The following is a 21,179-nucleotide window of genomic DNA, read 5'->3' on the forward strand; positions in this document are numbered from 1 at the left end:
ATCCCATGACTGCCTCCCTCCCCTGGACCGCCAGGTTCATCGCACCACTCACCTCCTCCAAAACCACCGACGGGCCACGCCCTGCACCCCTCTTCCGCCGCGACTTCAAGGCGTCGAAGGTACAACGCGCCGTACTTCACGTAACCGCCCTCGGGTTCGTCGAGGCCTACCTCAACGGCCAGCGCGTCGGCGATGAGGTCCTGGCACCGGGCTGGACGACCTACCGGCACCGGCTCAACTACAGCACCTACGACGTCACCGATCTGCTCCACGACGGCGCCAACACGCTCGGTGCAATGGTCGGCGAAGGATGGGCCCGGGGACGGCTCGGCTGGGAGGGGGCCGGTCCCACAAAGAACATCTTCGCGGACCGGCCGGGTCTGTTCATGCAGCTCGAACTCGACTACGGCGACCACAGCGAAACTGTAGCCACCGACAAGGAATTTCTGACGGCACCGGGTCCGGTTGTTACCGACAGCATCTACGACGGCGAACACTACGACGCCCGTCAGGAACAGACCGGCTGGTCCGCCCCGGGATTCGACGACTCCAGCTGGGCGGGCGTCGAGGTCATCGACTGGGACCTGGAGACCCTTGAGGCCCCGACGAAGGAACCGGTCCGGCGCATCCAGGAAGTCGCAGTCCAGCGGCTCATCACGACGCCGTCAGGCAAGACCGTCGCCGATTTCGGCCAGAACCTGGTCGGCTGGATCCGGCTCAGCGCCGAGGGGAACACCGGCACCACGATTACGCTCCGCCACGCCGAAGTCATGGAAGACGGCGAGCTGGGAACCCGGCCTCTGCGCACCGCGAAAGCAACCGACACGTACACCCTGCGCGGCGGCGGTGTGGAGACCTGGGAACCACGCTTCACGTTCCATGGGTTCCGCTACGTCGAAATCGAGGGATACCCCGGACAGCTGACCGCGGACAAGCTCACCGCCGTCGTCATCCACACCGACATGACACGGACTGGCTGGTTCGAATCCTCCAACCCGCTCCTGAACCAGCTGCACAGCAACACCGTCTGGTCGATGAAGGGAAACTTCGTCAGCCTCCCCACCGACTGCCCGCAGCGCGACGAACGGCTGGGATGGACCGGAGACATCAACGTCTTCGGGCCCACCGCGGCATATCTGTACGATGTCCGCGGTGTCCTTGGATCCTGGCTGCGGGACCTCGCCTTGGAACAAGCGCACAAGGGCTACGTGCCCATGGTGATTCCCGACTTCCAGACTCACGCGGCACCAATGACCACCGCCGTCTGGTCAGATGCCGCCGTCCTGCTGCCCTGGACCCTTTACCAGGCCTACGGCGACGGGCAGATCCTCACCAACGCCTACACCTCCATGCGGGACTTCACCACCCAGGTTGAAGGGCTGCTGAACCCCAACGGCCTCTGGGACTCCGGATTCCAGTTCGGCGACTGGCTCGACCCGGACGCCCCGCCGGAAAACCCCGCCAACGGCAAGACGGAACCCCATCTGGTCGCCGCCGCCTACTTCTGCCGCGTCACCCAGGTCATGGCCCAAGCAGCCGGGATCCTCGGGCACTTGGACGATCAGACGAGGTTTGCCCTGCTGGCCGAGACGGTGAAGCAGGCCTTCCGGGACGAGTACGTCGCACCGTCGGGGCGTCTGGTCAACGGCTCCGCCACGGCCTACGCCCTCGCCATCACCTTCGACATCCTCAACGACGCGCAGAAGGAACGGGCTGGCGAGGAGCTGGCCACCCTGGTCGCGAAGGCGAAGTACACCATCTCCACCGGATTCGTGGGCACCCCCGTACTCTGTGACGCCCTCACCCAGACCGGGCACCTGGATGATGCCTACAAACTTCTGCTGCAGACAGAGTGCCCGTCGTTCCTCTACCCGGTCACCATGGACGCCACCACGATCTGGGAACGGTGGGATTCCATGCGCCCCGACGGCAGCATAAACCCCGGCGGCATGACCTCCTTCAACCACTACGCGCTTGGCGCGGTGGCTGACTGGATGCACCGCACCGTCGCCGGCCTTGCTCCCGCGGAACCCGGCTACAAACGAATCCGCATCGCACCCAAACCGGGAGGAGACCTCACCAGCGCCTCCGCACGCCACCTCACCCCCTACGGCGAAGCCTCTACGTCCTGGCAGATCGAGGAGGACACCGTGACCCTGGATATCACCGTCCCTGAGGGCACCAGCGCTGAAGTCGTCCTTCCGCTGCACCCGGACAGCGTCGTCCTTGAAGTCGGACCTGGAACCCACTCCTGGAGCTATCAGGTGCCCCAGGATTACAACGAACGGCCCGTCTACAGTCTGGACACCACCTTCGGAGTCCTGGCCCAGGACCCCAATGTCTGGGAAAGCTTCGCAGCAACCTTCGCCACGTTCTTCCCCGGCGTCCCGCTGGACGGCAACAGCCCGGACGCCAAAAGCCTCACTATCAAGGACATGCTCGGCATGATCCCGATGAGCCCCGCCGGCTTCTCCGAAGCCATCGAAAACGTCCTGAAATCCGCAAACGAGGTAACCGCATGAGCCCCGAGATCACTGCCGCCGACGCCGCAACTACTAAGGCATCTATTCAACACCTGAGTCTGGCGGAGAAGGCCTCGCTGCTCTCCGGCCGGGACTTCTGGTCCACGCCACCTGCACCCGGCGTCCCGTCGATCGTGATGGTGGACGGACCCCACGGCGTCCGCCGCCAGGAAGGAACGGCCGACAACCTCGGACTCCATGGCAGCCTGCCCTCCACCTGCTTCCCGCCCGGGACCGCGCTGGGGTCGAGCTGGGATCCGGACCTCGTGGAGGAGGTCGGCCGCGCCCTGGGACGGGAAGCCCGGGCATTGTCCGTCAACGTCCTCCTGGGCCCGGCAATCAACATCAAGCGCTCTCCACTGTGCGGGCGGAACTTTGAATACCTCTCCGAAGACCCCCTCGTCACCGGCGTCCTCGGCGCTGCCTATGTGCGCGGTGTCCAGAGCCAGGGCGTGGGCGCCTCCGTGAAGCACTTCGCGGCCAACAACCAGGAAACGGACCGGATGCGGGTCAGCTCCGACGTGGACGAGCGGACGCTGCGGGAAATCTACTTTCCCGCCTTCGAACGGGTCGTCCGCGAAAGCGACCCGGCCACCATCATGTGTTCCTACAACCGCATCAACGGCACCTACGCCTCCGAAAACCGGTGGCTTCTCACCGACGTCCTCCGCACGGAATGGGGCTTCCGCGGAGCCGTCATCTCGGACTGGGGAGCAGTCAGCAACCGCCTTGCCGCCCTGAAGGCGGGCCTTGACCTGGAAATGCCCGGCACCGACGGCACCACCGTCGCAGAAGTCATCTCCGCCGTCGAGGGCGGCAGCCTTGCGTCAGAATACGTCGATTCCAGCGCCGCGAGGATCGCCACCCTGCAGCGGCGGACAGCCCTGGTGGACGACGAGACCGCCTTTGACGCCGACGAGCACCATGCCCTCGCCCGCCGCGCCGCAGCTGCGTCGATCGTGCTGCTGCGCAACGAAAACAACACGCTGCCGCTTCAGCCGGGAACCGCTGTGGCAGTCCTGGGCGAGTTCGCCGCGAAACCCCGCTACCAAGGGGGCGGCAGCTCGCACGTCAACGCCACCCGCGTCGACGTCCCGCTCGACGAACTCCGGCGCGCCCTTGGCGCGGACCGCGTGCACTACGCGCCGGGATACGGCTCCGACCGTGTCACCGCCAACGCCGCGCTGCTCCGGACCGAGGCTGCCGATCTGGCGCGCAGCGCGGACCTCAGCATCGTGTTCGTCGGGCTGGAGGAGAAGGAAGAATCCGAGGGCTTTGACCGCACCCACCTTGACCTTCCCGCCGACCACGTCGCCCTCATCCAAGCCGTCGCCGCGGTCAGCGCCCGCACCGTCGTCGTCCTGTCCAACGGCGGCGTGGTGACCCTGGAACCCTGGCACGATCGCGTCGACGCCATCATCGAAGGATGGGCCCTCGGGCAGGCAGGCGGCGGGGCCATCGCCGACATTCTCACCGGCCGCACCAACCCCTCCGGCCGGCTCGCCGAAACCATCCCCTACCGTCTGAACGACACCGCTTCCTTCATCAACTTCCCCGGAGAGGCCGGCCACGTCCGCTATGGAGAAGGCGTCCTCGTCGGCTACCGGTTCCACGAAACTGTGGACGTGCCCGCACGGTACCCCTTCGGGCACGGCCTGAGCTACACCACCTTCAGCTACTCGAACCTCAGTGCCAGGAGCGTGGGCCTCGACGAAGCCACGGTGGAGGTCACCGTCACGAACACCGGGGATCGCGTCGGCGCTGATGTTGTGCAGATATACGTGGGTGCTCCCGCAGGACCGGTCCGGACCCCCGCGCGTGAACTGCGGGCCTTCCGAAAAGTCACCCTCGACCCCGGTGATTCCAGGACAGTAACCTTCGATCTGGACCGCCGGGCCTTCGCCTACTACGACATCACCGACCACCGATGGGCCGTCACGCCTGGCCTGTACTCCATTGAAGTCGGCCGGTCCTCCCACGCCATCACTAACCGATCCACGATCATGCTCGACGGCGACGCTGGGCGCCCCTCACCTCTGAGCCTGACCTCCACCGTCGAGGAATGGTTCACCCACCCCGTCGTCGGCCCCCTGCTCATCGAGGGCATCACCGCATCCCTGACGGAGGAGCAGCGGCAGGCCGCTGAGGGAATGCAGGACGGGCTCAAGATGGCCTACTCCATGCCGATGAACCAGTTCGCCAAGTTCCCCGGCGTCACCATCCCCCTCGAATCCCTTCATCAGTTGATCGAAGCAAGCAAGGAACCCTCATTTCAGTGAAACCGATGCAGAAACAGAAAAAACGGATCTTTCTCACCGGCGCCACCGGAAACTGGGGGCAATACATCCTCCGGGAATTTGCCCAACGCGCCGACCGCTTCGACATCGTGGCCCTGGTCCTCCCCACGAAGAAGGACACCGGCGTCATCGGGCAGTTCACCGGCATGGACAACCTCAACGTTGTCTATGGGGACATCACGGACTACGACACCGTCCTGTCCTGCGTCACCGGGGCCGACTACGTCCTGCACACCGGCGCCGTCGTGTCACCCTTTGCCGACGACCACCCCAAACTCACCCACGCTGTCAACGTCGGCGGCGCCCGGAACGTCATCAAGGCTGTGAAAGCCCAGCCCGACCCGGACGCCGTCCGCCTGGTGACAATCGGCACCGTCGCCCAAAGCGGGGACCGCAACCCGCCCCACCACTGGGGCCGGGTCGGGGATCCCCTCCGTGTCTCGCACTACGACGAATACGGCCAGAGCAAGGTCATCGCCGAACGAGAACTGATCGACTCCGGACTCAAGCACTGGGTCTCGCTGCGCCAGACCGGCATCTTCCACCCCGGAATCCTCGAAACCCGCGACCCGATCATGACCCACTCCACCTTCAGCGGAGTCATGGAATGGGTCTCGGTAGAAGACGCCTCGCGCCTGCTGGCCAACATCTGCGAAGACGATGTCCCCGACGAATTCTGGGGCGGCATCTATAACATCGGCGGCGGGGACGGCTGGCGGCTCACCAACTGGGAACTGCAGACCCGAATGACCGCCGCCATGGGCGTGAAAGATGTCCGCAAGTGGTACGACCGAAACTGGTTCGCAACCACCAACTTTCACGGCATGTGGTACACAGATTCGGACCTGCTCGAGAAGCTCGTCCCCTTCCGTCGAGACTCGTTCGAGGATGCCCTTGCCCGAGCCATAGCGGCCGGACCGGCCAGCGTCCGGCTCGCCGGAAAAATCCCAGCTGCGGTCATCAAACACCTCGTGATGAAGCCCCTGACCAAGAAGCCCCGCGGAACAATGGCATGGATTGAAAATAACGATCACGCAAGGATCAACGCATACTTCGGCTCACGGGAGGCATGGGAGAGCCTCGGCGACTGGTCCACCTTCACCCCTCCCCGGCCCGACAAGGAACCCCGGCTCCTGGACCACGGCTACGACGAATCCAAGGACCGCTCCCAATGGACAACTGCGGACATGACAGACGCGGCAGAATTCCGCGGCGGACAACTACTCTCCCAAACCATGACCGCCGGTGACACCTCCACGCCACTGACCTGGCAATGCGCCTCAGGCCATACCTTCAATGGCAGCCCCCGGCTTATCCTTGCAGCCGGACACTGGTGCCCTGAGTGCGTCAAAGACCCGACTGACTATGTCAGCCAGGCCGCGGCCAACCGGTTCCTCGCCCAGCTTGACCCCGCCCCGGCCGTCAACGCCTGAGACACGCCGGGCCAACAGACCTCAAACATAATAAGGAGCTCACCCATGCCACTACGCGCCGGATCCGAAGACGCAGCCCGATCGGGGCGGATCCTCGAAACCGTCACCGACACCGCGTTCCCAGGTCCCAACGGGCCCGTGCCGGCCCGTCTGTACGGTGCAGCAGGCGCCACCACCCCGACACTCGTTTGGCTCCACGGCGGCGCGTTCTCTCACGGGGACCTGAACGCAGCGGAGAGTCACGACGTCGGCCTCGGCTTGGCTGCCAGAGGGATCCACGTCATCTCGGTGGATTACCGTCGCGTGCCTCCATGGAGCCCATTTCGCAAACCCCGCCCCGGGAAGCTACCCGGAGTCCGGTTCCCCATACCCCTCGAAGACGTCACAGCCGCCTTCAAAGCGGTGGCACGCGCCGCGTCCGATGGCGGTGCGCAAACCACCCGGATTGCACTTGGCGGTGCAAGCGCAGGCGCGTGCCTGGCCGCCGCCGCCACCTACGATCTCCGACACTCGACACCAGCGCCCTCGGCCTTGGTGCTCGCCTATCCCAGCGTCCACGCACAACTGCCGCCGCTGCCCCCGGAGCTTCGAAAGAAGCTCCGGGGGCCCCGCGGTCTATGGCAGTTCACGCCGGCAACGGTGGAGCGAATGAACCGAAACTACGCCGGATCACTTCAAAGCATGAACGACCCCCGCGCCTTCCCGGGCGGGGCAGACGTGTCAAAGTTCCCGCATACCCTGATCCTCAATGCCGAATTCGACACACTTCGCGCATCTGGCGACGCGTTCGCTTCCGAACTGGGAATCCACCACGTGCCCGTCGAGAACGAATATCTACCAGGAACCCGGCACGGATTTCTGAACAAGCCAGGAACAGATGCAATGGACGCCGGGCTCGACCGCATCGCATCGTGGCTCCAGGCACCGGCCCCGTCCCGATGAGCCGGCGAAAGGAACGCTAGCGAATCCCACCCGGCGGCCACTCAAATACAGCTATGCCGACATTCATGCCCGGATCTCGCGGCAAGCGGCCGCCTAAGAGCAACCGCTTCGCACCCTGGGATGACAGGGGACGACAAGGGAAGGAACCAGACCTGACTCTCGTCATCAACCAGGCGCTCAACTCACCCAATGGAACGGGACTCCCTGTCCGCACCGGCTGTCGTCGACTGAGCCTGATCACGTCCAGGGTTTCCGTGCAGGGGCTTCGGTGTTTGCAGCGCTGTCGGGCTTGAACCTGTTCCCTATTGAAGGGCCGCGGTCAGGCGCGCAAGGTTGTCGAATACTTTTTGGGCTATGGGCCGCCGGATCCAGTCCTCGAGCTGCAGTTCGCGGCTTTCCACGCGGTACCCGTCTTCGATCCCGCGTATTGCGTCCACAAAATCGCGCCCGTGCACAAGTACCGATACCTCCATGTTGAGGCTGAAGGAACGCACATCCATATTGCTGGACCCAATCACCGCAACCTCCTCATCGATAGTGAAGTGCTTGGAGTGCAGCACCTTGGGCGCCCGGTAAAGATAAATCCTGACGCCAGCGCGGAGCAGTGCTTCGTAGTACGAACGCTGAGCGTGATAAACCATGCTCTGGTCCCCCACCTCGGAAACAAAGAGCTCGACGCTTAGCCCCCGCCCGGCTGCCGTGACAATAGCCATCAGGATGGATTCGTCCGGGACAAAGTATGGACTGGTGATGCTGACGCGACGCTCAGCTTTGTGGATAAGCGTTGCGTAGAGCTTCAAATTGTTGTCGTTGTCGAAGCTGGGGCCACTGGGCAGGACCTGTGCGTCGACGAGCGCAGAATGATGGCTGACGCCTATGGCGCTGGAATTCAGGGACAGCATCACACCCGTTTCGCTGTACCAGTCGGTCGCGAACACCGCATCCAGCTCCCGGACCACAGGTCCTTCAACGCGCATCATCAACTCGTGCCACTGGAGCCCGCGCTTCAGGTTGCTCTTCGTGTCGTAGCTCGCGTCGATGACGTTCTGGGACCCCGTGAATCCCACGCGGCCATCGACGACGCAGATCTTCCGGTGATTGCGCAGGTCCGGCCTCTGCCATTCGCCACGCCACGGCCGCACCGGCAGCATGGGGCGATACTCCGCCCCTATCTCCTGGAGGAACTCCAAGGTTTCTTTCCGGCCGGGGAACTTCAGGCCAGCCAGATGATCGGACAGAACCCGCACGTCAACGCCGCGTCGTCGCGCCCGTGCCAGCGCCTGAAAATACGGTTCTGTCGTTGCGTCCAAAACCAGGATGTAAAACTCCACATGGACATAACTCGTGGCCGAATCAATGTCAGCAATCATGGCATCGAAAGCTCCGTTGTAGTCGCCCAACAGGGTCGCACTGTTATTCGCGACCATAGGGAGCGCCCCCAGGTTGCTGTTCAGCACCACGGCCGAATGCAGCCAATCCGGCCAATCAAGCCCGAGGCTAACGAGCGGGCTGCCTTCGGTCCGCGCCAAGACAAGAGCGTTGACTTCGCGTTGCTTTTCCCTGCGTGCCTTGGGCAGTTTCGAGTAACCAACAAAGAAATACGCGACGGCACCAAGGATCGGTATGAAAATTATGGCGAGCACCCAGGCAATGGCAGAGGATGGGCGGCGATTCATCGACACCAGGACAGCTGCGACGGTCACGAGTAGTATGTGGGCCGCCAGCAGGAGCAAGGCAAACGTTTCAGCGTCCTGGAAGAATCCGCGCACGGCTGCCTAAACGTACTTCAAGGCGCGAACGCCGTCGGACCGGCACCCGTCTCTTGGTTCCGTCAAAATATCCGAATAGTTCTCCCGGAAACTCATTTGTTTTTCCTGCTCTCAAAGATGCGTTCTCGTTTCCGGGACCGCCCTGTCCCTCAGCCCTGCCTGTGGCGGGTATGACCATTGTTGGCATCAGGCCCGGCAGGGGCCTCACCCGCTGCGGGTGAAATCCCTGATATGCCTGAAACCTCGACCTCCGTTGCGAACCTCCACCTCCGTTGCAGCGCGGGAACTAACTGATTGCGCGGCGGGTTCCTGTGGCAAACTAGCCCTGCAGGGCGGCGTAGCGTCGGAGGAACAGTGCCAGGGATTCGGCCATGGCGCTGATCTCGTTTGGATCGACGCTCTCGTTCGGTGCATGGATGAGGGCGAGGGGTTCCTCGACACCGAGCAGGATGATCTCCGCGTCCGGATAGGTGTCAGCGAACACGTTGCACAGCGGGATCGATCCCCCTTGCCCCAGGGTTGTCATCGGCCGCCCGTAGGCCTGCGACATCGCGGCACTCATGGCTTCAAAGGCCGGGCCGCCGACTGCCGCCTGGAAAGGTGACCCGATGGCCTCGAGTTCGATCTCGACGTGGACTCCCCAGGGTGCGTTGGCTTTGAGGTGGCTCACCAGCGCCGTGTGGGCGTCGGCGGCGGCCATGCCTGGCGGGACACGCAGGTTCAGACGGGCGGCCGCGCGCGGCACGATCGCCGCCGTTGAACCCGTCACTGGTGGGCAGTCGATGCCGAGCACGGTGACGGCTGGCCGAGCCCAGAGCATGTCGGACACGCTGCCGGCCCCCAGCAAGGAGACTCCCTCAAGGACGCCGGCGTCGGTGCGGAACTGCTCGGGCGGATAGGGCGCGCCGGTCCAGGTCTGGGTGTTACCCAAGCCCGTGATCGTCGTGTTGCCTTGCCCGTCCCGCAGTGACGCCAGCATGGCGATCAGGGCGGCGAGGGCATCGGGGGCCGGACCGCCGAACATGCCGGAGTGCAGTTCTGATGTCAACGCCTCCACGGTCACCACCACATTGACCATCCCCCGGAGGGTCACGGTCGCGGCGGGGTGGCCCACTGCGGCGTTGCCGGTGTCGCAGACCAGGATGGTGTCGGCACGGAGCAGGTCAGGGTGGCTCGCGACGAACGCTTCCAGCCCGCCGGTGCCCTGTTCCTCCGACCCCTCGACGACCAGCTTCAGGTTTACCGGTATGTCGTTGCCGAGCGATCTGAGGGCGAGGAGGTGGGCGAGGATGTTGCCCTTGCAGTCGGCGGCGCCGCGGCCGTACCAGCGCCCGCCGGCTTCAGTGAGTTCGAAGGGCGGCGTTCGCCAGGCGGCGTCATTGAGGGGCGGCTGGACGTCGTAGTGGGCGTAGAGGAGCACGGTGGGCGCATCCGGGTCGGGGCCTGGTCTGGAGCCGATCACAGCGTCGGAGCCGTCCGGGGTTCGCTCGAGGTGGGCATCTGAAAATCCGAGCTCAGCGAATTTGTCGAGCACCCATCGGGCAGCCTTGGCGCACTCCTCGACAGGGAACTGCCGGGGGTCCGCGACCGACCGGATAGCCACGAATTCGGCGAGCTCGCTCTGTGCCGGACGCATCAGATCGGCAATGCGGGAGCGCAGATCCACGGCTCACCCACCACCCGGATTGTACGTTTTCAGGTTGTCGATGAACTGCTGGAATTCAGCCAGCTGATCCGGGCAGTAGATCTTGATAATTGCGAGCTCGCCTTTGGCGACGCGGTCGTTCGCGATCACCGGCCTGCTGCCGGGCCCGGTTGCGCCGTTTGTCAGCTGGCTGTGGAAGGTGGCCCGGCTCAGGGCGTTGTTCGGGTTCGCGCAGACGGCGCCGCCGTCGTCACCGAGCACCCGGGCTATCTGTTCGCGCGAGGGTGCAGTCCCCCCTGCCGCATTGATCTCGGCGATCAGCTGGTCGGCCTTCGCCAGGGATTGTTGGGTTTCCCTCGCCGACCTGAAATTCAGCAGTGCGACGACGGCGAACACCACGAGCAAGACCATGGCAACGATGTAGACGACGGAGCGGCTGCGCTTGGTCGAGGACTCCTGATGCGTGCTCATGACTTGGGCTCCTCCGTTTCTTGGGCGGGCAGCTTCCACGAGGGCTTGCGGAACTTGTAAAAGAGAAATGGCACGAGCAGGCCCAGTCCCAGTGCGCCGCCGGCGACGATCAGGAAATAGACGGCCGGATTGCCGTTGCCAAACTGCGACGGCGGGACGAACCCGACGAGCAGGGCGGCCAGGGAGGCGGTAAATCCGACGCCGCACAGCCCGACCAACATTGGCGCCCGGAAGCCACGCGCATGTTCCGGGTCGTTGCGGCGGAGCCGGACCGCGGCCACGAACATCAGCAGGTACATGATCAGGTAGACCTGCGTGGTGATCACCGAGAAGATCCAGTACGCGCTGGAGACATCCGGGATCAGCGCGTAGCCGAGCGCGATCACGGTGGTGATGAGTCCCTGGACGACCAGGAGGTTCTGCTGAACTCCGTTCTTGTTCAGCTTCTGCAGGAAGGGCGGGAGGTAGCCCTCCTCCCGTGAGATGAGCAGCAGGCCCTTGGACGGACCGGCCAGCCAGGTCAGCATGCCGCCGAGGGCAGCTGCGACCAGCATGATTCCAAGGATCGGCGTCAGCGCCTGCAGGTTGAAGGAAGCCAGCACGGCGTCGAAGGCCTGCATGACACCGGCAGTGAGCGAGAGCTCATCTGCCGGGACGATCCAGCTGATCGCCAGCGCCGGCAGGATGAAGATGAGCAGTACTAGTCCCATCGCCAGGAACATCGACTTGGGGTACTCCTTGCCCGGGTCCTTGAGGGAGGACACGTGCACCGCGTTCATCTCCATGCCGCTGTAGGACAGGAAGTTGTTGACAATCAGCACCAGGCTGGCCAGGCCCGCCCACTCGGGGAAGAAGTTCGCCGCGGTCATCGGCGCGGCGGACGGATTGCCCTGGCCGAGGTAGACGGCGCCCAGGATCACGAGGAGGGCGCCGGGGATCAGGGTGCCGATGATCAGGCCACCGCTGGCCAAGCCGGCTACGCCCTTGGTGCCGCGGGATGAAACGTACACGCCGGACCAGTAGGCGACCACAATCACCAAGGCCGTCCACACTCCGCTGCTGGCCAACGCCGGGTTGATGACGTAGGCGAGCGTACTTGCGACGAACCCCAACAGGGTCGGATAGTAGAAGATCGTCATCGCGAACTGGCACCACACGGCCAGAAAGCCCATCGGTTTGGAGATTCCGGACGATACCCAGTTATAGATGCCGCCCTTCCATCCGGACGCCAGTTCAGCGGACACGAGGGACGTGGGCAGCAGGAAGACGATCGCCGGAACCACGTAGAGGAAGACTGAAGCGAGGCCGTAGACGGCCATGGTCGGGGCCGCGCGCAGACTGGCCACCGAACTCGTGGTCATCAGCGCCAGTGCCACCCATGAGATCCACACGGCCGGTGGCGCCTTCGGCCGGGACAAGGCCTGTTCGCTCACGGGAGCCACATCCCGTGATGCTCCGTGGTGGAGACCACGGGCCAGGCGGAACTAATCCGCCTGGGGCTAGTTGACTCTTGGAACATGCCACTGCCCCCTTATCACAAAATGTGCTCGGTGCCTACAGCATGAACCTCCAAATTCGCCGGGAATAGGCCCCATCTCCTCTTTACGTCAGATGTCTGTGGTGCTAGATCGGCGGCTTCGGGTGCGCTTCCAGAGCAGATCGATGCACAAGGCCAAGGCAAGAATGACCACCAGCGCGGCGACGGTGGCCAGTTCATTGAAGCGTGCAGGCGCTGGCACCAGGGTGTTGACGGTCAGGGGGCTGGACAAAGGTCCATGACACCGTCCTCACCTCACGTCGGTACCCGCGAGCGTCTGAATGACGGTCTTATTAGCTTTTCCTTCCGGCGTGCTTTTATCGGGGATATTCTGGGGAAATCAGCAGCGCGAGCGGGCCGGGGATCATGGCTCGTGGTGGAGGCTGTATAGCTTCATCGGCAACCGCCCTGCAGTAGCAGGGCTGGAAGCCTTCCTGTTAGGAGCTGCCTTGAATTCTTCAATGACGAGACCACCCAACCGTTCTGGCGGCGGAGTTCAAAGGACGTTCGGCGTCGAGGAGGAATTTCTGCTCGTCGATGCCACGACGGGGCAGCCCGTTCCCGCCGCGGAAGCGTGCCTGGCCAAGGCCCCACAGCGCCCTGAAACCAGTGGCGGCCCATTCTTGGCTTTGGAGGTCCAGCAAGAGCAGCTTGAGGCCGTTGGCCCTGTCTGTTCCACGCTTCAGGAAGTGATTGCCGGCGTCCAAGAGGGCCGGCGGCTTGCCGACGAGGCGGCCCGTTCGGTGGGTGCACGAGCAGTCGCCGTGGCCACCAGTCCCGTCCCGACCACTCCTACCCTCGTACCGCAGCCCCGATTCCTGAACATGGCAAACCGGTTCGGGTTGACGCTCCGGGAGCAACTCACCTGCGGTTTCCATATTCATGTCGGAATCATCGACAGTGAGGAAGGGGTGGCAGTCCTGGACCGAATCCGGGTCTGGTTGCCCGTGCTGCTGGCGCTGAGCGCGAACTCCCCTTTCTGGCAGGGCGCCGACACCGGATACGCAAGCTTCCGCTACCAGGCTTGGAACCGCTGGCCGACCGCCGGGCCCAGCGAAAGGTTCGGATCAGAACGGGCATACCACAAGTACGTGCAATCCCTGCTGACAACGGGCGTACTCCTCGACGAAGGCATGATGTACTTCGACGCGCGCCTCTCCCGGAACCATCCGACGGTGGAGGTACGCATAGCCGACGTCTGCATGGAGGCCTCGCACGCGGCCGCGATTGCCGCGATAGTGCGGGCACTCGTTGAACAGGCCGCCCGGGAATGGCGCGCCGGGATTTCTGCGCCCCGGCTGTCGGCCGGGCAACTGCGCCTGGCGGCGTGGCGGGCAAGTCAATCAGGAGTCGACGACACCCTCCTGCACCCCCTGCTGAACATTCCATGCCCGGCCGCCGAAGCTGTCCAGATCCTCCTCTCCCATATCCGGCCAGCGCTGGCCGACAGCGGGGACGAGGAGCAAGTGACCTCGGAAGCGGCCCGGATCCTGGCCTCCGGCACAGGTGCACGCCGGCAGCGCGAGATCATGATGAGCACCCAGAGCCTGCCCGCCGTGGTGCTCGAGGCCATCGGACACACCCACGGGACCGCCCCGGCCCCTCATCGTCGGTCCCGGCGCTTGCAAACTAGCTGACTGACCCCACAAGACAGGAAGGCACAGCCGGCCGCACCAGCCGACGCTCCAACGGGTGCGGTCCGTGCGAGCGTGCCCCGCCTTAGGTTCTCCCCGGGGAGATGGCACATCACCAGCTTGCCGGAGCCGGGAATGCCATTGTGTGGATCCCGGATTCCTATCTGGCGGTTGCACCGCCAGACCGCCTCACGCGCGGAACCCGATTCCCCGGCGATGCCCAGACCATCAGACCCCCGCCGTTGGCACAGGCCCCGCCTCACGATCTCCTGGTCATCCAGCAGATACCCTCCCCGACCGGCCCTGACGGTGTCGCGGCAGAGAACCGGTACGCAACGTCAGGCCGTCGCGAAGCATGACCCGGAGGTCGTTCAAGCGGCGTCGGGCTCTCTTGGACGCTGCGCGCCGCTTGGCTGGTGCCCATGACCCGTGATGTGAGGGTGTCGGCCGAGGATTTCGGCGCGTTTCCTGACGGCGTCAACGTAATCGTTGAAAGTCTGCTGGGTGTCTGACACGAACTCCCAGAGCAGGATCCCGCAAAGCGGCCCTGTGAACTCCTCATATACGCGCAGGCGAGTCATGCCGCCCAGGGGTTCAAGCGTGAAGGTGCGCACGCCGGTGAGCAGTCCCAGTGGCAGGCCATGCGTCCAGGTCATCTCCTCGCCGGGCATCTGCCGGACGCGGAGCCGGAAGCTGCGGTTCCCTCCGGTGTGCGTGCGGATTCTTATGGTGCCACCGCTGCGCAGCTCACCCCTGATGCGGGTGATGCCGGATTCCCACACGGTGTAGTTCTGTGCATCGGTGATGACGTCCCAGACGGTGGAGCTTCGGGCGTTGATCAGTGTCTCGGCACCGACGGAGTGCCTGGACTTACCGTGTCCCTGGCCGGGAGGGCGCCGGGTTGTGGGCACCTGGTCTGTAGACATCAGCCCGCAACCCAAGGCAACGGCCGCAGGACCGGACCACCGACGCGACAGTCCAGGCATTGGCAGGCTCCATGGCCGATTGGACCGGCAAGGGGCAGCGCCGCGTTCTGGACGGCCATGACACGGCAGCCCTCCGCGGCCGGCAGTTCGTGCATCACGGGCACGACGTTCCCTACTGATTCTTCGGACAAGGGATTCTCCTATCCAAAACGGAGTGATAGCCGGATATTAGCCCGGCTTCCTGTGCGCAGCCAGAGAGTCCATTGCTGGAGCGTCAGCCTGGCGTCGCGCAGAAGGACACCGCACCCTAGTCGAGGAGTAAGACACCACCGCGTCCATGGTCATTGCATTTGCTGCCAGGTGGTACCGGGTCGACGGCGCTCTCAGACCAGGGCCTTGGTCTTGATCCTTTCAAATTCATCAGCGCTGATAGTTCCGGAGTCGCGGAGAGCCGTGGCTTTGGATATCTCGTCGCTCGGACTCGTTGCAGCCACGCTGCGGATGTACGCATCCGAGGCCTCCCGGTTCGCCCGCGCCCGTTCCATGGACCGCTCCGTCATGCCCTTACCGCGGGCAATCACGTACACCAGCACACCCAACAAGGGCACGAAGAGCAGGAAGAGGATCCAGACGGCTTTCCACCAGCCGCTCAGGTGGTCGTCGCGGAACAAGTCGCCGATGACGGCGAACAACGCCCAGAGGAAGGCGATGAACGCGTATACGAGGAAGAACCACCAGAAAATATCCCAAAAGTTTTCCCAGAAACTCATGTCAACTTCCCTGCTTTCGGTTGGAGCGGTGTTGTACGGGAATGCAGCCGGGCAGGACTGAGGCTGGCTGCTTGCCTATCGGAGAACCCTCAAGGTCAGCATTTGGTCGCCGTCTGGAGGTCACTGACCGCGGCCTGGACGTTGGCGGCGTCGGTCCCCGCAGGGACGCGGCCGCCTGGGTCAGGGTGGCGTCATCCGGGACTCCTCTGACGGCCGCGATCCCGCAAGGATCGGGTGTGGTCTGGACACGGATGGCTCCTTTCCGACATGGATTGCGGCAGGGAGCCCTGCCACACGCAAGTCCGACCATTGTCTGCCCGCACCGTGGGTCCGGACCTCATCCGGGGAAGGTGATACGTGGTGGCAGCAGCCGTACTCCCAGGGTGCCAGAGTTACTGGAGCGGCTGTCCGGGCGATGGGTTGACCCGTGATGCCCCGCGCACGAGAATGCGAACCATGAGTGATCATCGCAGCCTTTCCGAGCCGGCTCCGTTCACCGCCGCTGACTTCGCCGGGCGGTTGCGGCGAGCAGCCCGCGCCGCCGAAGATGCCGGGCTCGACGGCATTCTGGTCACTCCCGGACCGGACCTGCTGTACCTCACCGGGTATGCACCCGTGGCCATCACTGAACGCATCACCATGCTCGTGATCCCCGTCGACGCGGAACCCGCCATGATCGTTCCGAGGCTCGAGCGGCCCGACGCCGAAGCCGCCGGCGGCGCCTCGAATCTGCGGATCACCGACTGGACCGACGGGAGCGACCCCTACACGGAATCTGCGACGCTGATGGCCGGCACCGGACGTTATGCCGTCTCTGACTCGGCCTGGGCCATGCACCTCCTCGGCCTGCAGGATCGCCTGCCCAAGTCGTCCTACGTCTCGATGACGACTGCCCTGCCGATGCTTCGGGCGATCAAGGATGACGACGAGATCGAGCGGCTGGCGGCGGCCGGCGCGGCCGCAGACCAGGCGTACGAGGAGATCGTCACCATGCGGTTCGCTGGGCGCAGCGAGACCGACGTCGGTTCTGATCTCGCCGACCTACTTCGCCAATTCGGTCATTCGCAGGTGGACTTCACCGTCGTCGGTTCGGGCCCGAACGGAGCCAACCCTCACCACGAGATCGGCCCGCGGATCATTGAGGACGGAGACATGGTGGTGCTCGACTTCGGCGGCCTCAAACACGGCTACGGATCAGACACGACGCGGACCGTGCACGTTGGCGAACCCACCGCCGAGGAGCGCGAGGTTCACGACGTCGTCAGGCTCGCACAGCAGGCCGGGTTCGAGGCCGTGCGGCCAGGCGTCGAGTGCCAGGAGATCGATCGCGTGTCCCGGGCGGTGATCACTGAAGCCGGCTACGGCGACTACTTCATTCACCGCGTCGGACACGGAATCGGGCTGACGACTCACGAGCCGCCGTACATGGTCGAGGGCGAGACCCAACTCCTCCACCCCGGCATGTGCTTCTCGATCGAACCCGGAATCTACCTGCCGGGCAGGTTCGGTGTACGGATCGAAGACATTGTGACGGTCGTTCCTGACGGCGGACGGCGACTCAATCAGACCTCGCACGAGATGAGAATCGTCCACTAGCTAGCAGACGGGTCACTGGTGAACACGGAGTGACCCGAAGGAGCGGAAACGGCCGGGACTCTACGAAGCCTTGGCGGATGGCCGGGACGGCGGCACCCCGGTCGTGACCAAACCCAGGTTCGCCCGGCCCTACCCGATGCTCGAGAACATCATCGAGGTTATGACGGGACTTTCGCAGGAGTTCCGGCTGCCGGCAGGGATGATCGAGCATCGATGTACACCCGCCAAATTTGCCAGTTCCACGGGGTGCGGCTGATCCGCAGCCTAATTAGTGATTTTGGGTTTCCGGCTGCGGAGGGTGCGGCGGTTCCCCGCTTGGAGTGAACCGCCGCACTTTTCTACGAATTGATTGCGATAAGAGTAGGCACCGCAGCACCGTTCGCCGGTACATTGCACCAGAACACCCGGACGCCACCTTCGCCGGCTACGTCATATGGATTGGCATCGCCGAGGAATCAGCCATCGGGGCCCGGCTCTGCCCACAAGACGTCGCCTTCCTCGGCGACAATGACAACACGCTGCTCGGCTACCCGCTCCCGGGCGCCAATGGTTCCCTCGCCCCAGGATCACGCCGCCTCGGCTGGGCCTGGTACGACTCCAGCAGAAACGGACAGCTCCGCTCTAGCGGCAGCATCACCGGTTCCGTGGTGCGCCACTCGCTCATGCCCGCCGGGATCCCGAACACGACCTTCCGGGAACTCGCCCGCATAGGCCCGCGAACTGTTTCCCTCGCCTTGAAACAGTGCGATCCTCGACAGCATCGAACGAAGAGCCGTCATCGGCACACCCATCGCCGAATACGTGCCCGCACGACTCGCCAGAGGCAGGGTCGCCATCGTCGGAGACGCCGCCCATGTGCCAACCCCCATGGCAGGCAGCGGCTTCCCCGAATCCCTGTGCGACGCCGAAGCCCCTCGCCGACGCCATCGTATACTCCGGCACCCCCACCACAGCACTGCTCGACTACGAGAGCGTAAGGCTTCGCAGCACCCGGAAGCTGGTGCAATCCGGACAAGCCTTTAGCCGCTCCTTCGCCCGCCGCGCAGCCTAAACCAACTCCAGTCCTTTTCCCGGGCATGAAAAAGACCCATGCAGCCAAGGTGCCTTAAGAACAAATCGCTCGCTCACCTGTGTTGTTCTCGAAAACGAAGGATTCCGAGAGCGATCTCAATTGAGCGCCGAAAGTGTGCGAGCCCTTCGGGAGACGCATCTCGATGGTAGTTCTCGAAGTCGCTCAGCCGATCAAGGTCAGCGAATCGGGTTGTGAGAATCGAGAGGTGGCAATGGGTATGTGTGCCACGCATCCTGTGCCGCTGCCCGGTGGGGCGGAACTTTCCGGACATGTCAGAGTCCCTTGACGCAGGGCAGGCACCGGACGCAAAGTTCACACGAGAGTCATGCCTTCGATGGTCGATATCCGTCCGGGCCCAGCCCTCATGCCGCAACAACCGCTGCACGGCGGAGCATATTGCATCCCTTGAGCCCCTCCCAGGCGGAGCCGCTTGCGGTCAACCACGGGAGCGCTCCGGTCACCTCTTGGACAGGAGAAGTAAGGATGGATCTCGAGCAACCGCCCGCGGGCCCAAAGACGGTAACGGCGACCAGGGCCGCCAAAGACGCGGCGCGGGCGTCTATTTCCGCGTCGCGGAAGAAAGTTTCGTACGGCGCCCAGGACCGCAGAGGACCACTCCTGTGGAATTCAGGCCTGGAAAAGCTCACCAACCAGACCCGTCGTCCGGGGCAGCCAGCCGATGTGGGCATGAACCTGTACTACGAGGACCTTGAGTGGAATCCCCTCTTTGGCCCGGGCGATCCCTCGGGGATCCTTCCGAGGGACACGGATCAGGTTCCGCCTAGAAATATGGCTAATGCGGGCGGGCTGATTCTGCCCTGGTGCTCGAATTCACGAGAGGTCCGCCAGAAGGCCATCGTTGTGCACAGACTTGGGGAGGACCTGGATACGATCGAAGATCCCCTCCTGTACATCTTCCAGTATTACTGGGACAACGTGGGGTACTTCTTGCCGGCCACCTTTGGGTCTTTCGACGAGAAGATCTCCATGGGTGAGGGGCCCAGCTCATCCCTCAATGTGGACTTCATCCTCGGTCCTGCAGGAGACCTGGTGGCCAGAGCATGGGCTTAGGGGCCCGGCCGGTGCGCGGCCCACCCGTCCCCCGGCCTCCCCAAGGGAACTCCAGACGGACCCGTGGTCGTGGGATGCAATTCCCAGCGCTCCCGGCCATGAAGGAGTACGCAGCAACATCGCTGTCCAAGCCACGACCACCGGTCGTTATTCAGGCTTGTGAGTTTCTGACAGCGCCGTCACGGCCGCAATATCCTGTGGGGTCGTTCGACAGCACCCGCCAACGAGCCGGGCACCAAGTTCACGCCAGATTGGCGTTCCCTCCGCAAGGCTTGCGGGCTGTTTGCTATCGGGGTCTGAAGGGCTCGCCGCGGCCGGCCCCCACGTTTTGGTGACTTCGTCATAGCTTTCGCCCGAATTCGGATATGCGATCAGGGGCGTATCAGTGGCTCTGCCCAGGGCCTCCAGCGATGGGGAGACCAGCTCCAGCGGCACGCAGTTCACGCCGATCGCCGCCACCAGCGGCTCCGCCGTGAAGAGCTTTGCCGCCTGAGCCAGCGGCGTACCGTCGCTGATGTGGCCGCCGTCCCGTAGCGTGAAGGAGAGCCAGGCTTCGACGTCGAACTCTTTCATGAGTGCTAACAAAGCCTCGGCCTCCGGCAATGAAGGCAGCGTCTCAGGCAAGAAAGTCCGCTCCGGCCTCCACCAGCGCTGCGATTCGAGGCCGGTGGAACTCCAAAAACTCGTTTCGGCTGAGGACATAGTCGCCCCGGTATTCCGATCCGTCGGCAAGGTACGCGCCGTAGGGCCCGACCGACCCTGCAACCAGCAGGGAGCCCGCATCCGGGTTTTCGGCCAGGTACTCGCGACGTGCCTCGTCAGCCAGGCGCACACTCAATGCCACCCGTTCCAAGGCCTCTTTCTCGCCGATGCCGCAGTCGCCCGCCGCTGGGCCGATTCGTAGGTAGGATGCCCCAAATGAAAGCACTCCCTGTCTGCCTCGCAGTCGCCATCGCCGCTGCCTTTTCCGGCTGCTCCGTCAGGGCGAAGAAGCCCCGTGCCGGAATTTCGAAACCGCTTACAACTCGGTCGACCTGGAGGCCAAGGCAGGCGCCAGCGGAGGCGCCTACGGCGCCGCCCTCAAGCTTCTAGCCGACAAGACGGAACCGGACGCACAGAATGTGGCGTTGGGCGAGGTCCGGAATTACATGATGGAAGTCGTGATCGAACAGGGCAGGTATGCCGACGCCGGGACCAGTCGCGCCAACGGCGACTACACCGTCTCCGATGTGCGCCCGGAGCTCAAGGACTCCTTCGTCGGCGTAGCCAAGGCCTGCCGTGACTCCGGCTACCCGATCTCACTCAAGCTGGACCACCCCACCACCTGACGCGGGAAGCCGAGCCGAGTCAGCGCCCGCCCGTTACGGACATCATCAGCATCGCCTGACCTGGGCGCGCCGCACCAAGGCGGGGCATTTTCCGCAAGGCCTGACGGGGATTACGTAGCTCCGGTGTCAGTTGACGCCGTGATGGTGTCGCTAACGACGTCGATGT

At 64.1% G+C, this 21,179-nt stretch carries 16 protein-coding genes and 2 pseudogenes; 10 read left to right on the top strand and 8 right to left on the bottom strand.

Annotation, left to right across the window (positions count from 1 at the left end):
- Positions 1-5: 5 nt before the first annotated feature.
- Genes C560_RS0101150 through C560_RS20915 form a run of 4 tightly spaced genes read left to right on the top strand, consistent with a single transcriptional unit; the run spans position 6 to position 7,194 of the window.
- On the top strand, positions 6-2,522 hold the full coding sequence (locus C560_RS0101150; RefSeq protein ID WP_026536809.1) for a glycoside hydrolase family 78 protein: 2,517 nt from the start codon (positions 6-8) through the stop codon (positions 2,520-2,522).
- The gene (locus tag C560_RS0101155; protein WP_051532933.1) at positions 2,519-4,801 is read left to right on the top strand and encodes a glycoside hydrolase family 3 C-terminal domain-containing protein; all 2,283 of its coding nucleotides are present in this window, start codon (positions 2,519-2,521) and stop codon (positions 4,799-4,801) included. Before C560_RS0101150 ends, C560_RS0101155 begins: the two co-directional genes overlap by 4 nt.
- A gap of 5 nt (positions 4,802-4,806) precedes the next feature.
- A complete protein-coding gene (locus tag C560_RS0101160) occupies positions 4,807-6,252 on the top strand; it encodes an NAD-dependent epimerase/dehydratase family protein (protein ID WP_026536811.1) in 1,446 nt (481 codons plus the stop codon).
- Between the two features lie 45 nt (positions 6,253-6,297).
- Positions 6,298-7,194 (top strand): alpha/beta hydrolase, encoded by an 897-nt coding sequence (locus C560_RS20915; RefSeq protein ID WP_081801575.1) that lies wholly within the window; start codon positions 6,298-6,300, stop codon positions 7,192-7,194.
- A 302-nt stretch (positions 7,195-7,496) separates the two neighbouring features.
- Here the strand turns inward: C560_RS20915 and cls are convergent, their stop codons facing one another.
- The 5 genes from cls to C560_RS23200 all read right to left on the bottom strand — a co-directional run bounded on the left by cls (position 7,497) and on the right by C560_RS23200 (position 12,848).
- The gene (cls, locus tag C560_RS0101170; protein WP_026536813.1) at positions 7,497-8,963 is read right to left on the bottom strand and encodes a cardiolipin synthase; all 1,467 of its coding nucleotides are present in this window, start codon (positions 8,961-8,963) and stop codon (positions 7,497-7,499) included.
- 319 nt (positions 8,964-9,282) lie between these two features.
- The gene (locus C560_RS0101175; protein WP_026536814.1) at positions 9,283-10,629 is read right to left on the bottom strand and encodes a dipeptidase; all 1,347 of its coding nucleotides are present in this window, start codon (positions 10,627-10,629) and stop codon (positions 9,283-9,285) included.
- Between the two features lie 3 nt (positions 10,630-10,632).
- Positions 10,633-11,079 carry a hypothetical protein gene (locus C560_RS0101180; RefSeq protein ID WP_026536815.1) on the bottom strand — a complete coding sequence of 149 codons (447 nt, stop codon included), beginning with the start codon at positions 11,077-11,079 and terminating at the stop codon, positions 10,633-10,635.
- Entirely contained in the window at positions 11,076-12,512 is a 1,437-nt protein-coding gene (locus C560_RS0101185) for an APC family permease (protein WP_026536816.1), read from the bottom strand. The genes C560_RS0101180 and C560_RS0101185 overlap by 4 nt, the downstream gene beginning before the upstream one ends.
- 174 nt (positions 12,513-12,686) lie before the next feature.
- Positions 12,687-12,848 (bottom strand): hypothetical protein, encoded by a 162-nt coding sequence (locus tag C560_RS23200; RefSeq protein WP_155855699.1) that lies wholly within the window; start codon positions 12,846-12,848, stop codon positions 12,687-12,689.
- A gap of 229 nt (positions 12,849-13,077) precedes the next feature.
- Here C560_RS23200 and C560_RS0101195 point away from each other — a divergent pair, with 229 nt between their 5' ends.
- Positions 13,078-14,253 (top strand): glutamate--cysteine ligase, encoded by a 1,176-nt coding sequence (locus C560_RS0101195; RefSeq protein WP_026536817.1) that lies wholly within the window; start codon positions 13,078-13,080, stop codon positions 14,251-14,253.
- Positions 14,254-14,621: 368 nt separating this feature from the next.
- Here the strand turns inward: C560_RS0101195 and C560_RS0101200 are convergent, their stop codons facing one another.
- Together C560_RS0101200 and C560_RS0101210 are read right to left on the bottom strand one after the other, a co-directional pair.
- Positions 14,622-15,176 carry an SRPBCC domain-containing protein gene (locus C560_RS0101200; RefSeq protein WP_197026077.1) on the bottom strand — a complete coding sequence of 185 codons (555 nt, stop codon included), beginning with the start codon at positions 15,174-15,176 and terminating at the stop codon, positions 14,622-14,624.
- Between the two features lie 383 nt (positions 15,177-15,559).
- Positions 15,560-15,946, bottom strand: a complete 387-nt coding sequence (locus tag C560_RS0101210) for an SHOCT domain-containing protein (protein WP_026536819.1) — start codon at positions 15,944-15,946, stop codon at positions 15,560-15,562.
- Positions 15,947-16,402: 456 nt separating this feature from the next.
- On the opposite strand from C560_RS0101210, the gene C560_RS0101215 reads away from it, so the two are divergent.
- The 4 genes and pseudogenes from C560_RS0101215 (at position 16,403) to C560_RS0101230 (ending at position 19,685) form a co-directional block, all read left to right on the top strand.
- Positions 16,403-17,542, top strand: coding sequence for an aminopeptidase P family protein (locus tag C560_RS0101215; protein WP_026536820.1), 1,140 nt, complete (start codon positions 16,403-16,405; stop codon positions 17,540-17,542).
- 320 nt (positions 17,543-17,862) lie between these two features.
- A pseudogene (locus tag C560_RS24030) lies at positions 17,863-18,138 on the top strand (FAD binding domain-containing protein); the annotation flags it as partial.
- A gap of 193 nt (positions 18,139-18,331) precedes the next feature.
- On the top strand, positions 18,332-18,565 hold the full coding sequence (locus C560_RS24035; protein WP_442853138.1) for an FAD-dependent monooxygenase: 234 nt from the start codon (positions 18,332-18,334) through the stop codon (positions 18,563-18,565).
- Between the two features lie 532 nt (positions 18,566-19,097).
- Entirely contained in the window at positions 19,098-19,685 is a 588-nt protein-coding gene (locus tag C560_RS0101230) for a hypothetical protein (RefSeq protein WP_026536823.1), read from the top strand.
- Between the two features lie 147 nt (positions 19,686-19,832).
- On the opposite strand, the pseudogene mmuM reads toward C560_RS0101230, so the two are convergent.
- Positions 19,833-20,559 (bottom strand): annotated as a pseudogene (gene mmuM / locus C560_RS20920) (homocysteine S-methyltransferase); the annotation flags it as partial.
- A 274-nt stretch (positions 20,560-20,833) separates the two neighbouring features.
- On the opposite strand from mmuM, the gene C560_RS0101240 reads away from it, so the two are divergent.
- A complete protein-coding gene (locus C560_RS0101240) occupies positions 20,834-21,013 on the top strand; it encodes a hypothetical protein (protein ID WP_197026079.1) in 180 nt (59 codons plus the stop codon).
- The last annotated feature ends 166 nt before the right edge of the window (positions 21,014-21,179 follow it).

Origin of the sequence: Arthrobacter sp. 9MFCol3.1, from assembly GCF_000620385.1 — a bacterium.
GTDB lineage: Bacteria > Actinomycetota > Actinomycetes > Actinomycetales > Micrococcaceae > Arthrobacter.

Coding starts and splice junctions, on each gene's coding strand:
- C560_RS0101150 (WP_026536809.1), top strand. CDS start 6: ATGACTGCCTCCCTCCCCTGGACCGCCAGGTTCATCGCACCACTCACC.
- C560_RS0101155 (WP_051532933.1), top strand. CDS start 2,519: ATGAGCCCCGAGATCACTGCCGCCGACGCCGCAACTACTAAGGCATCT.
- C560_RS0101160 (WP_026536811.1), top strand. CDS start 4,807: ATGCAGAAACAGAAAAAACGGATCTTTCTCACCGGCGCCACCGGAAAC.
- C560_RS20915 (WP_081801575.1), top strand. CDS start 6,298: ATGCCACTACGCGCCGGATCCGAAGACGCAGCCCGATCGGGGCGGATC.
- C560_RS0101180 (WP_026536815.1), bottom strand. CDS start 11,079: ATGAGCACGCATCAGGAGTCCTCGACCAAGCGCAGCCGCTCCGTCGTC.
- C560_RS0101195 (WP_026536817.1), top strand. CDS start 13,078: ATGACGAGACCACCCAACCGTTCTGGCGGCGGAGTTCAAAGGACGTTC.
- C560_RS0101200 (WP_197026077.1), bottom strand. CDS start 15,176: ATGTCTACAGACCAGGTGCCCACAACCCGGCGCCCTCCCGGCCAGGGA.
- C560_RS0101210 (WP_026536819.1), bottom strand. CDS start 15,946: ATGAGTTTCTGGGAAAACTTTTGGGATATTTTCTGGTGGTTCTTCCTC.
- C560_RS0101215 (WP_026536820.1), top strand. CDS start 16,403: ATGAGTGATCATCGCAGCCTTTCCGAGCCGGCTCCGTTCACCGCCGCT.
- C560_RS0101230 (WP_026536823.1), top strand. CDS start 19,098: ATGGATCTCGAGCAACCGCCCGCGGGCCCAAAGACGGTAACGGCGACC.
- C560_RS0101240 (WP_197026079.1), top strand. CDS start 20,834: ATGATGGAAGTCGTGATCGAACAGGGCAGGTATGCCGACGCCGGGACC.